Here is a 12,211-nt window from a genome sequence, read left to right as displayed (position 1 = left end):
CGCCTTAAAAAGGCACTGCTTTTTTTGAGATAAGAAATCAAAATAATGAAGAAGTGTAAATTTATTCAAGCCCCGTTCATTATTTATTTAACTCCATTGCAACTTGTTTACCATTTATTAAAACCTCAGTTACTGCTACGATCACTTCTATCATTTTTTTCATCTCTCATCTCTCCTCGCGTCATTTCTTACTTTAAGTATAAGAGAAGAGAGATAATCCACCTATCGAAGTACGTGACGTAGAAATTACATTGTTGTAAGGAAGTGTTTCAGTTTTGTCACTTTATTCGGCATTGATTACAAATTGATCATAATATCTTTCATTCACATATATGTTTAATACCCATAATCCAGATGAAGGTAGTGACATTACGAGAGGGAGTTCCTTTACGGTTGTATCGACTGTATTTGAAGTAGTCCAAGTTTGTTTGGAGGTTTCTTTTTGAAAGAGTACTGGTGTTGGAGTTGTAGTTCCTTGTTTTAACGCGATAATAGATAGTTTTCCAGTTGGCATTTCAGGATCCAGGAAGAACCACATTATTTCATTTTGCTCATTTGCGATAATAGAGCTATCAGCCATTGCAATTTTTCTTTCAATGCCTTTTAACGGTATTTTTCCTTCTACGAATGATGGTGCTTCTTCCCAATTTACATCTTTTAAGACACTAAGGTGAAAAAAGGAAGGTGCGTTAATTTGAGAGGATGACGTTTCTATTACTTCTTTTTTAGGTGCTGTTGAATCGGGTTGCGATTGCGCGCAGCCAGTAATGAGGAAGGAGAAAAGTAGCATAGTTCCGATTTTTTTCATGGTGCCACACTCCTAAATTTTATTGTTAGTGTAATTGTATTTGCTAGAAGACGAGACAATTCCTTTAAATCATAAAAAGAGGTCGTAAGTTTTGTACGACCTCTTTTGACATTTTCTATTCCAATTGTTGAGGGCTAATAATCAGTGGGGGATGGAACCCCCCACTGATTAAAGTTTCACTTTATATTTGTTCAGTTGAAAAGGTTGGTTCTCTCTCTTTTTGAGGCATTGTTAAGAAAATAACAGAAAGGACGATACATACTCCGCCTAATAATTGATATGCTCCAAAAGATTCATTAAGCCAAGCGATTGAAACGATGGCAGCTACAAGTGGTTCAATGCTAGATAAAATACTTGTTTCTGTTGCTGCTAAATATTTAAGACTCCCGATATAAAGAAGGAAAGAAAGAGTGCCACTTATAATGATAAGAATAAGCATAGAAAAAGTTTGAAGTGTGAAAGTTTGCGAAATCTGATTCCACCCAAAAGAACGATTACAAATAAGCAGTGCAATCCCTCCAATTAACATCCCCCAGCCAATTACTATAGTTGTTCCGCATTCTTTAATAAGGGAAGCCGGATGAAGGGTATAAAACGCAAAACCAATCGCTGTTAATAGGCCGAAAGTAATAGCTGCTTTAGATAAAACAATATTTTCGATTGAGCCATTTGTAATAATAAAGTATGTTCCTGTTAGCGCAGTTATAATTGCGAGTATTTGCATAGAAGCGGGGAATTTTCTTTGCTCAAATGCAACATACATTGTAATAAGAACAGGGCCTAGAAATTGAAAGAGTGTTGCTGTGACCGCATTACTAATATGAACTGTTTCGATAAAAGCGTACTGCGCACCAAGCATGCCAAGAATAGAGAAAATAATAAGCTGTATAGAATGTCTAGGGTGTTTCCAAATTTGAAATATGTTTTGTTTCTTTATTAGTAAGAAAGACAAAATAAATATTCCTGCAAGCAACAAGCGAATTGTTAAAAAATCAAGTGATGATACATTCGTATGTTGAAATAGCCATTGAATCATCGGTCCAGATAATCCCCATAATGTGGCTCCTGTAATAATCATAATGAGTCCAATACGTCTACTTTTGTTCATTATCATGCATCTCCTCTCTAGTATTTGATTATTAATGCGTTACATGATAAAAGAAATTATATAGAACTTCTGGTACTGTAAAAAGTATCAGTTATGTTTTTTTGAAAGGGGTCAGTTATTGTGTTAGAATTAACGCCTAATTTGAATGCAAATAGTAAGACGGCATTGTATGTACAATTGTATGAGTATATAAAAAAAGAGATTAAAGATGGAACGATTCCGGCTTTTACGAAATTACCGGCTAAGAGGAAGCTAGCAACATATTTACAAGTAAGTAAAAATACAGTAGAGGCAGCTTATGAGCAACTTCTTGCCGAAGGATATATTGAGTCGATTTCTAGAAAAGGTTATTTTGTATGTGAAATCGAGCAAATGATTCATGCGGAAGGTAGCGAAGAGGTAATAGGGGAAGTACCTTTTCAAGAGCAGGTGTATAAATTTGACTTCACTCAAACGGGTGTGGATACTAGCACTTTTCCGTTTCATGTATATCGAAAAATTACGAACGAGGTATGGCAATTAGAGAATAAAGAATTACTCTTTCTTGGACATCCACAAGGTGAAGTGAGCTTGCGTGAAGAAATAGCGAGCTATATATATGAATCAAGAGGTGTGCGATGTTCGGCTAGTCAAATTGTAATCGGAGCTGGTACGCAAATATTAGTGAAGTTGTTATTTCAATTGTTAAAAGGAAGTGGTTATGCAGTTGAAAATCCAGGCTACCACCGAAAGATGGTTGTTTTCGAGCAGGGTGAACAAAATGTTCAAATGTTATCTTTAGATAAAGATGGTATTTGTATTTCAGAGTTAGAAAATAGTTCAGCTAATATTGTGTTTGTTACACCTTCTCATCAGTTTCCATATGGGATGATTATGCCGATTACGAGAAGGATGCAGCTCTTACAATGGTCAAAAAAAGATGAAGGAAGATATATTATTGAAGATGATTATGATAGTGAATTCCGTTATTCAGGAAAGCCGATTCCAGCGCTGCAAGGGTTAGATACAGACGGGAAAGTTATTTATATGGGGACGCTATCTAAAGCATTGTTGCCATCATTACGGATGAGCTATATGGTGTTACCAAAGAAATTGATTAAAAAGTATCAACAACAATATTTATTTTACACACAAAGCGTTTCAAGAATGGATCAAGAGATCATTAGGAAGTTTTTAAATGACGGGCATTGGGAAAAACATATTCATAAAATGCGTGTTGTGTACCGAAAGAAGAGAGACCGTCTTGTTTCGGTATTAGAAAAATATTTTTCTAATCGCATTGAAGTAATAGGGGAAGATTCCGGCCTACATATTTTATTAAAAGTGCATAATGGGATGGAAGAGAAAGAATTAATGGAAGCTGCAGCTGAAAGGAGTATTAAAGTGTATCCTGCTTCGATATATTATAAGGAAGGGACTTCTCCCAAAAGTACAGTATTGCTTGGATTTGCGACTTTATTAGAGGAAGAAATTGAAGAGGCCATTCAATTATTATATACAGCATGGTTTACAAGAAAGTAAAAAAACATCCTCATAAATGGAGGATGTTTTTTTATTATTTTTCTTCATCTAGGAAAAGAACCATATGCTCTTCATCCCAATATTGTCCGTTATATTTTAATGAACGTTCTTGCACGCCAAATGTTTTAAAGCCTAATGACTCATAAAGTTTTTTTGCACCATCGTTTCCGACAACAACATCAAGCATAACTTGCTCTACTTCTAAAGATTTAGCAAGCTCAAGACATTCTTTAATAAGTGCTTTTCCCGCTCCAAGTCCGCGTGCTTTTGGAGACACGTATACTGAACCGATTTTTGCTTTATGTTCTTGTTTTACATATGGTTTCGTTTCCAGTGTTGCAACTCCGATTAAAGTGCCATCTTTAAATGCACCTAGTGTATAGTTCTCATCTTGTGCTAATTTTTGGGCTTTATATTCAATAGCACACTCTTTATTAATAATATCTTCATAAGAAGAGCTGAAAGCTTCCGGATTTTGTTTTAATCCTTCTACTCGAAGTTCTAAGTAAATTTCTGCTTCGTCTTTTGTTAATACATGGATATCCAATTGTATCACCCTCCAAATCTTTGACAGTTATACCTATATTTTATATTGAAATAAGAATAATTTCAAAAGCTTAGCTTATAATAGTTGGTTTTATAAATAAAATAGCACCAGTAGTGTTGACTACTACTGGTGATTTCACGCATATATTATACAAATGGTAATTCAATTATAAATTCTGTTCCGACTTCTAATTCGCTTTTAACTTCAATAGAACCATTATGAAGTTCTACAATTTCTTTTGCAACAGCCAGTCCGATACCTTTTCCACCTGTAGCTCGTGTTCTGGATTTATCGACACGGTAAAAGCGATCAAAAACATGTGGGATATCTTCTTTTGGAATACCTTCACCTTCATCTTGTACACTTATTGTAAAAGTATTTGCACTGGTTAGTACACGTATTATTATAGAAGTGTTTTCTGGTGAATGTTGATAAGCATTGTGTAATAAATTTAACATAACTTGTTCCATACGTCTTTCGTCTATGCAAACTTCTAAATCATCTTTGCAATGTACATGGAGTTGCATTTGTTTGTTTGTTAATGTTGTTTTTGTTTTTTCAACCATTCGTTCTAAAAATGGTTTAAGAATTACTTTTTGTTTTTTTATAACAAACTGGTGTTGCTCTAATTGTACAAGCATAAATAAATCTTGTACGAGATCGGTTACACTATCCGTTTCGTCTTCAATGATTTGTAAGTATTCTTCACGTTCTTCTTTCGTTAGAGAATCTCTTTTTGCTACCTTTGCATAACCTTTCATATAGGTTAATGGAGTTAGTAATTCATGCGCTACACTAGCGAGAAATTCGTTTCGTTCTTTTTTCATATACGTAAGTTCACTAGATAAATCTTCAATCGTTTTTGCTAAGCTTCCAAGTTCATCATTTCGTTTAATTCCTAATTGAATCGGCTTATTTAATTTTGACATTTTTTCTGTCGCCCGCTTCATTTTTATAAGCGGTTCTGTAATAACACGAGAAAAAACAAAGACAGAAATAGTAGTTAAAATAATTGTCAAAACACTAATGATAAGAAATTGATTCATGAGTTTAAGTAACATATTTTCTAAGAAAGATGTCTTTAATAACATATATAACTTACCTTGAAATCCTTGAATTTCCAGCGGGCTTACTGTTGAGATGAATTTTGATTTTTTCCAGTTTTTTTCAACGATTAATCCACCTTCTGGGATAGTCTCAGTTTTACAAGTAAGTTGTTTTTGCATTTCTTTCGTTACGGGTTCTGAGGTAGAAATAATTTTGCCGTTATTGTCTGTTATAATGATAGCTATATCAGAGTTAGCAATTAATTCTGATTCAACTAAGTGTTCAGCCTCAGTGTTGATATCAAACTCGGGGTACACAGCACGTTTAGGCCGTTTACTGTGTTCAGCGCTTTCTGTGAGTTGCTTTTCTTTAGAATATGCACCCCACTTCGCGCGGTTTTTAATCATTTTACTATAGCGATTTCCTTTCTCTAAAAGAGCAAGGGTTTCCTCTTCAATACGTATGTTTGAAAGGTTCTTATAAAAAGATACGAAGGCAATTGTTTCAATACATAAAGCTAATATTAAAAAGTATGTCCCAACTTTAAGGGAAAGTTTGCTCATTTTCTCACCATACCTTATTTCATATAGAGTGAAACTTTAATCAGTGGGGTTTTATCCATCCCCACTGATTAAAGTAATTATTCACTTTTCCATTTATATCCGACTTTATAGACGGTTTCTAAGTAATCTTCAACTGGAAATTCTTTTTTGCGTAATTTATCACGGATATTACGAATATGTGAATCGATAGTTCTGTATTCGATGTCTGTTTGATATCCCCAAATTTTTTCAATTAAATCATCACGGCTGTAAGCACGGTTTGTATTTTGTAAAAAGAGTCCAAGTAACGAGAATTCAATAGGAGTCAGTGAGATTCTTTCACCATAAACTGTAACAGTATGTTTCGTTTTATCCCACTCAATACCATTGAAGCTAACAAAGCCATCTTTCTTCGTACGGCGTAATATAGCCTCGATTCGCGCGACTAATACATGCTCATCGAATGGTTTTGTAATGTAGTCATCTGCTCCCATAGTCAGACCTTTGACCATATCATAATTTTGGTTGCGAGCTGTTAGCATAATAATTGGAACGTTGGAAATTTGACGGATTTGATAGCAAGTATCCCACCCATCCATATTCGGCATCATAACATCTAATAAAATAATATCGAAGTCCTTTTGTTCGATTAATTCTAACGCTTCAAGGCCAGAAGTAGCTTTCATACAAAAATAGCCACGAGGGCTTAAGAACAGATCTAACAATCGTAACATACGTTCTTCATCGTCTACTAATAAAATTTTCACCATAATCTTGTGCACCCCAAACTATTCATTCTACTTGTATAGTTTACATGAAAATAATAAAAAACTCTTTTTATGTGATTGAATGGATGGCTGATTTTTTCAATCAGGGCAATTGACATAAAAAATGCACTAGTTTTGCACAACTATTTTTTATAATAGAAAACGTAGCGACACAAATACCCTATGTTGCGACATAACGTCATGTCATTTTATTTATAAAATGACAATTCCATTCTATTGTGTATGTGAGATAGAGAGGGTTTTCGTATTCACCTCGCATCGGATAAGAAAAATTTCCTATCTCACACTTTTTTTAAAAGGGGATTGTACACATGAGTAAAAAAGTAGAGCATTTACAAAAAGAAAAGCAAGATCGTAATGCGGTTGTAATGTGTGTTGCGGTATCTATGCTTATTATGATAAGTTGTGTAAATAAATTTTTCGGGATTTTATAATAGAAAAAAAGCTTATTGCTTCTTAAGAAGCAATAAGCTTTTTTTATGTATTCTATATAATAAACCAAGGTAAAATTGCTAATCCAGAAGTTACAATTGCTGTAGCAAATATTAAAAAGATAGCTTGTTTGTTTTGTTTCATGTTACATTCTCCTCTACATATCAATTGCATGCTATACGTTCATTTAATAATTAGCGGGAGACGGATCCTACTCGCTGAGTGAAGTTTCACTTTATATTTTTAGTATAACGAATGGAAAGGATTGGAACGATCGATAAAGGTGACATGAAGATTACATTGTTGTAATGAAAAAAGCATCTTAATTAATAAGAAGATGCTTTTGAAAAATTATATTAAAATGTTAATTATTTAAGAATAAAACCATATGCTCTTCGTCCCAATATTGGCCATTATGTTTTAAGGACCGTTCTTGTACACCGTAAGTTTGGAAGCCGAGGGACTCATATAATTTTTTTGCAGCAGTGTTATCAGCGACAACATCAAGCATAAGCTGTTCTACATGTAATTTATCGGCATTTTCAATAATCGCTTTAATTAAAGCTCGTCCTGCACCGAGGCCACGCGCTTTTGGAGAAACAAAAACCGAGCCGATTTTTGCCTTATGCTCTTGCTTAATAAATGGCTTTGTTTCTAGAGTAGCAATACCGATTAAATCATTATCTTTGAAGACACCTAGAGTATACTTATCCGGATTGCTTAATCGCTTTGCCATAGCAGCGACAGGGTTTTCCTGTTTAAGAACATCTTCATAAGAAGAGCTAAAAGCCTCAGGGTTTTTCATTAAACCTTCCATACACACTTTCAAATAAATTTCTGCATCCTCTGTTGTTAATAAGCGAATTTCCATAGTTGTAACCTCCTAGATTGATTCAAATTTAATTCATTAACTTTGTAAGATTAAGTTTAGTTAAATGTATTCTGTGACTATTCTTTCTTAATTTGTAAAAGAATGAAAAGATTATGCTACTATGTTTTCATTTTATTTATCCCGCTATTTGTGGGCAGTAAAACTCCTACCTCAAAATTCGGCTGGAGCAAAGAAGTTAGGTGGGAGTCGGGCTGCCCGTAAAAGCCCGATTGGTGAAGGCTAATAATCAGTGGGGGATGAACACCCCCATACTGATTATAGTTTCACTTTATGTAATGAAATTATATATTAACTTTATTAACTATTCAAGGTTTTAATATGTTACATTTTTATAACTAAAATTCCCGCTTTGTAAAGGAGTCATTTTTATCCAACTATTCGTGGGAGTCGGATTGCCCGTAAAAGCCCGATTGGTTGGGCTAATAATTAGTGAGGAGGGAAAAACCCTCCACTGATTAAATTTTCACTTTCTTTTACGTATTCAATCGTTTATTTTGTAGCCATCGATTCGTTCTGGATGTGTATAAATATTGCAAGATCCATTTCGAATAAATCCTACTACGGTAATACCTAAATCGTGGGCGAGTTGCAGAGCTAGTTTAGTTGGAGCTGATTTAGATAGTACAATTTCGCAACCTATTTTTGAAACCTTTAACAAAATTTCAGATGAGATGCGTCCGCTAAACGCAATGATTTTCCCTTGAACAGAGATATTGTTTCGTAAACAATGACCGTATATTTTATCTAGCGCATTATGTCTTCCGATATCCATTCTTGATAAAAGAATGTTATTTCGATCACATAAAGCGGTATTATGCACACCACCCGTTTGGCGAAATGTAGTTGAAGATTGTTGTAAGGAAGTCATTAGGTGAAAACATTCTTCCGGAGTAATAGTTATATGTATATCATGTAACTTTTTTGCTTTTGCTGCATCGTTGACGAAAACAAAACCTTGTCTACTTTTCCCGCAACAAGAAGTTACGTACCGTTTATTATATAAAGTTTGATAGAGCGGATTAATTTTTGATGATTTTACATGGACAATTCCGTTTTCTTTTTGGATCCATAATTCTTCAATATCTTTATAAGAAGAAATAATTCCTTCAGAAATTAAAAAACCGGTTACCATATCTTCAATGTAATTAGGAGTGCATACAACTGTTACGTATTCTTCGCTATTTAATTTAATTGTAATGGGAGATTCCGTAACAACCTCATCGGTTTGTTTTGAAAATGTACCAGATTGATAACGTACAATTGTATATGTTTCTTGAATAGGCCCCATATTAAATTCCCCTTTATATGTATTTTTCTCCATATTTATCATAAAACATCGAAAAAACAAAAGCATCTAATAACAAGAAGATGGCAGATTATTTTGGTTATTATTGTATATGTACGATATAATAGATTTGTAGAATAGCGACATTTTCAAGCTTTCGTAGTTATACCTTATAACATCTAGAATCGACTTCCAAAGGAAAGTATTTCAACAGGGCGCTTCAAAAATATGTACAACACAATTATGAAAACGGATTCATAATTGTGTTGTACAGTTAGTTGTAAGGAGAGGGGAAACTATGACAGAACAGACAGCCCGTGTAACCGTTGATGGTAAAGAATTTTTCGTATCAGGTGAAAAGACGATACTCCAATTGTTTAACGAAAGTAATTTAGAACATCCTCAAATTTGTCATGTACCAGAGGTAGATCCTATTCAAACTTGTGATACATGTATTGTAGAAGTGAATGGAAGTTTATTACGTGCCTGTTCGACGAAGTTGGAAGATGGCATGCATATTGAGAGGCAATCGGAACGTGCAAAGGAAGCACAAACTGAAGCGATGGACCGAATATTAGAGAATCATTTATTGTATTGTACAGTATGTGATAACAATAATGGTAACTGTAAAGTCCATAATACAGTACATATGATGGAGATTGAAGAACAGAAATATCCATATGAACCGAAAGTAAGTGCATGCGAAGTGGATACGTCGCATCCATTCTATCGATACGATCCAAATCAATGTATTGCTTGTGGGCAGTGTGTAGAAGTATGCCAAAATTTACAAGTGAATGAAACTTTATCGATTGATTGGAGTTTAGACCGTCCACGTGTTATTTGGGACAATGGTGTGAGTATAAATGACTCGTCTTGTGTTAGCTGTGGGCAATGTGTAACAGTTTGTCCTTGTAATGCATTAATGGAAAAAACGATGCTAGGAGAAGCTGGATTTATGACTGGTTTAAAACCAGATGTGCTAAATCCAATGATTGATTTTGTAAAAGATGTAGAGCCTGGATATAGCAGTATTTTAGCAGTTTCAGAAGTAGAGTCCGCGATGCGTAAGACGAAAATTAATAAGACAAAAACAGTTTGTACATTTTGTGGTGTAGGTTGTTCATTTGAAGTATGGACGAAAGATCGTCAAATTTTAAAAGTGCAACCTGTTTCAGATGCACCGGTTAATGGTATTTCCACATGTGTAAAAGGAAAATTCGGATGGGACTTTGTGAACAGTGAAGAGCGTATTACAAAGCCGTTAATTCGCCAAGGAGATATGTTTGTTGAGGCTTCATGGGAAGAGGCTCTTGAAGTTGTTGCATCTAATATGCAACATATTAAATCAGAGTATGGTAGCGATGCGTTTGGATTTATTTCTTCTTCGAAAGTAACAAATGAAGAAAACTATCTTATGCAAAAACTAGCTCGTCAAATATATGGAACAAATAATGTAGATAACTGTTCCCGTTATTGCCAATCTCCAGCAACAGACGGTTTATTTAAAACTGTCGGTATGGGCGGAGATGCTGGAACAGTGAAAGATATTGCTGAGGCAGGTCTTGTTATTATTGTTGGGGCAAATCCAACAGAAGGACATCCTGTACTTGCAACTAGAGTGAAGCGTGCTCATAAATTACATGAACAAAAACTAATTGTCGCAGACCTTCGTAAACATGAAATGGCGGAGCGTGCTGATATATTTGTTCACCCGAGTCAAGGGACGGATTATGTATGGCTTGCTGGGATAACGAAATACATTATTGATCAAGATTGGCACGATAAAAAGTTCATAGCTGAAAATGTAAAGAATTTTGATGAATATAGCAAAATGCTAGAAAAATATACGCTTGATTATACTGAGGGAATTACAGGGATTTCTAAAGCTCAGTTAAAAGAAATGGCTCGTATGGTATATGAAGCAGATGGTACTTGTGTACTTTGGGGAATGGGTGTAACTCAAAATACAGGAGGAAGTACAACGTCAGCAGCAATTTCAAATTTACTTCTCGTTACAGGTAACTACCGTCGTCCTGGTGCCGGTGCGTATCCGTTACGCGGGCATAATAACGTACAAGGTGCTTGTGATATGGCGACATTACCGAACTGGCTTCCGGGTTACCAAGCTGTTTCAGATGATGTGCATCGTGCGAAATTTGAAACAGCATACGGTACTACCATTCCGAAAGAACCGGGATTAAATAATATCGCAATGTTACTTGCGGCCGAAGAAGGAAAACTACGTGGTATGTATGTTATGGGAGAAGAAATGGCTTTAGTAGATTCAAATGCCAACCATGTACAACATATTTTAGCGAATTTAGACTTCCTTGTTGTTCAAGATATGTTCTTATCGAAAACAGCTCGTTTCGCCGATGTTATTTTACCAGCAGCACCAAGCTTAGAAAAAGAAGGAACGTTTACGAATACAGAGCGCCGTATTCAAAGATTATACGAAGTATTGAAACCGCTTGGTGATTCAAAACCAGATTGGTGGATTTTACAAAAAGTAGCTCGTGCACTGGGCGGAGACTGGAATTATGGAAGTCCAAGTGAAATTATGGACGAAATTGCATCGCTTGCACCGTTATACTCTCAAGCGACGTACGACCGTCTAGAAGGCTGGAATAGTTTATGTTGGGGTAGCCATGATGGTAGTGATACACCATTATTATATGTAGATGGATTTAACTTCCCAGACAAACTAGCACGTTTATCACTAGATGAATGGGTTCCGCCAGTTATAGCACCAGATGAGTATGATTTACTATTAAATAATGGCCGTATGCTAGAGCATTTCCATGAAGGGAATATGACGAATAAGTCGGCTGGTATTTTATCTAAAGTGTCTGAAGTATTTGTTGAAATTTCACCTGAACTTGCTAAAGAACGCAATGTGAAAGATGGTGGTCTTGTAGAGTTAGCATCACCATTTGGAAAAATCAAAGTACAAGCGCTTGTTACAGATCGTGTAACTGGAAATGAGTTATATTTGCCGATGCATGCAACAGTAAATGAAGAGGCAATCAATATTTTAACAGGAACAGCAACAGACATTTATACGTGTACACCAGCTTATAAACAAACAATGGTGAAACTGCGCGTATTACGTGAAAAAGGAAATCGTCCGTTACCATCTTCAAACCCGAGAGATAAAAAACGTCATCCGCAAAATGGTGTTGAAATCGAGCGAAAGTGGCAAAGAAAACAATACGTATCACTTGTGGACCAGAATTAG

10 protein-coding genes are annotated in these 12,211 nt (G+C 35.2%); 3 read left to right on the top strand and 7 right to left on the bottom strand.

The features are described 5' to 3' along the window. Positions 1-283: 283 nt before the first annotated feature. On the bottom strand, positions 284-808 hold the full coding sequence (locus B5P42_RS17500; protein ID WP_002029695.1) for a DUF4871 domain-containing protein: 525 nt from the start codon (positions 806-808) through the stop codon (positions 284-286). A gap of 181 nt (positions 809-989) precedes the next feature. After that, on the bottom strand, positions 990-1,916 hold the full coding sequence (locus tag B5P42_RS17495; protein WP_113734785.1) for a DMT family transporter: 927 nt from the start codon (positions 1,914-1,916) through the stop codon (positions 990-992). Positions 1,917-2,036: 120 nt separating this feature from the next. Between B5P42_RS17495 and pdxR the strand changes: the two genes are divergently transcribed. Further along, positions 2,037-3,437, top strand: a complete 1,401-nt coding sequence (gene pdxR, locus B5P42_RS17490; protein WP_113734784.1) for a MocR-like pyridoxine biosynthesis transcription factor PdxR — start codon at positions 2,037-2,039, stop codon at positions 3,435-3,437. Positions 3,438-3,471: 34 nt separating this feature from the next. Here pdxR and B5P42_RS17485 read toward each other — a convergent pair whose 3' ends face one another. The 3 genes from B5P42_RS17485 to B5P42_RS17475 all read right to left on the bottom strand — a co-directional run bounded on the left by B5P42_RS17485 (position 3,472) and on the right by B5P42_RS17475 (position 6,343). Further along, positions 3,472-3,984, bottom strand: coding sequence for a GNAT family N-acetyltransferase (locus B5P42_RS17485; RefSeq protein ID WP_002029700.1), 513 nt, complete (start codon positions 3,982-3,984; stop codon positions 3,472-3,474). Positions 3,985-4,130: 146 nt separating this feature from the next. Continuing rightward, on the bottom strand, positions 4,131-5,594 hold the full coding sequence (locus tag B5P42_RS17480) for a sensor histidine kinase (RefSeq protein WP_113734783.1): 1,464 nt from the start codon (positions 5,592-5,594) through the stop codon (positions 4,131-4,133). Positions 5,595-5,671: 77 nt separating this feature from the next. Continuing rightward, positions 5,672-6,343 carry a response regulator transcription factor gene (locus tag B5P42_RS17475; protein WP_002010439.1) on the bottom strand — a complete coding sequence of 224 codons (672 nt, stop codon included), beginning with the start codon at positions 6,341-6,343 and terminating at the stop codon, positions 5,672-5,674. A 329-nt stretch (positions 6,344-6,672) separates the two neighbouring features. On the opposite strand from B5P42_RS17475, the gene B5P42_RS32760 reads away from it, so the two are divergent. Then, the gene (locus B5P42_RS32760) at positions 6,673-6,795 is read left to right on the top strand and encodes a hypothetical protein (protein ID WP_002125145.1); all 123 of its coding nucleotides are present in this window, start codon (positions 6,673-6,675) and stop codon (positions 6,793-6,795) included. 362 nt (positions 6,796-7,157) lie between these two features. Here the strand turns inward: B5P42_RS32760 and B5P42_RS17470 are convergent, their stop codons facing one another. Both B5P42_RS17470 and fdhD read right to left on the bottom strand, forming a co-directional pair. Then, positions 7,158-7,664, bottom strand: a complete 507-nt coding sequence (locus B5P42_RS17470; protein ID WP_002010444.1) for a GNAT family N-acetyltransferase — start codon at positions 7,662-7,664, stop codon at positions 7,158-7,160. Positions 7,665-8,166: 502 nt separating this feature from the next. Next, the gene (gene fdhD, locus B5P42_RS17465; protein ID WP_002125147.1) at positions 8,167-8,973 is read right to left on the bottom strand and encodes a formate dehydrogenase accessory sulfurtransferase FdhD; all 807 of its coding nucleotides are present in this window, start codon (positions 8,971-8,973) and stop codon (positions 8,167-8,169) included. Between the two features lie 295 nt (positions 8,974-9,268). On the opposite strand from fdhD, the gene fdhF reads away from it, so the two are divergent. Beyond that, positions 9,269-12,211 (top strand): formate dehydrogenase subunit alpha, encoded by a 2,943-nt coding sequence (gene fdhF, locus B5P42_RS17460; RefSeq protein WP_113734782.1) that lies wholly within the window; start codon positions 9,269-9,271, stop codon positions 12,209-12,211.

This window comes from Bacillus sp. SRB_331 (assembly GCF_003264175.1).
GTDB lineage: Bacteria > Bacillota > Bacilli > Bacillales > Bacillaceae_G > Bacillus_A > Bacillus_A mycoides.
Note: the sequence above shows the minus strand (reverse complement) of the source record. Positions and strands in the feature narration are given on the sequence as shown.

Coding starts and splice junctions, on each gene's coding strand:
- B5P42_RS17470 (WP_002010444.1), bottom strand. CDS start 7,664: ATGGAAATTCGCTTATTAACAACAGAGGATGCAGAAATTTATTTGAAA.
- B5P42_RS32760 (WP_002125145.1), top strand. CDS start 6,673: ATGAGTAAAAAAGTAGAGCATTTACAAAAAGAAAAGCAAGATCGTAAT.
- fdhD (WP_002125147.1), bottom strand. CDS start 8,973: ATGGGGCCTATTCAAGAAACATATACAATTGTACGTTATCAATCTGGT.
- B5P42_RS17500 (WP_002029695.1), bottom strand. CDS start 808: ATGAAAAAAATCGGAACTATGCTACTTTTCTCCTTCCTCATTACTGGC.
- B5P42_RS17475 (WP_002010439.1), bottom strand. CDS start 6,343: ATGGTGAAAATTTTATTAGTAGACGATGAAGAACGTATGTTACGATTG.
- fdhF (WP_113734782.1), top strand. CDS start 9,269: ATGACAGAACAGACAGCCCGTGTAACCGTTGATGGTAAAGAATTTTTC.
- B5P42_RS17495 (WP_113734785.1), bottom strand. CDS start 1,916: ATGAACAAAAGTAGACGTATTGGACTCATTATGATTATTACAGGAGCC.
- B5P42_RS17480 (WP_113734783.1), bottom strand. CDS start 5,594: ATGAGCAAACTTTCCCTTAAAGTTGGGACATACTTTTTAATATTAGCT.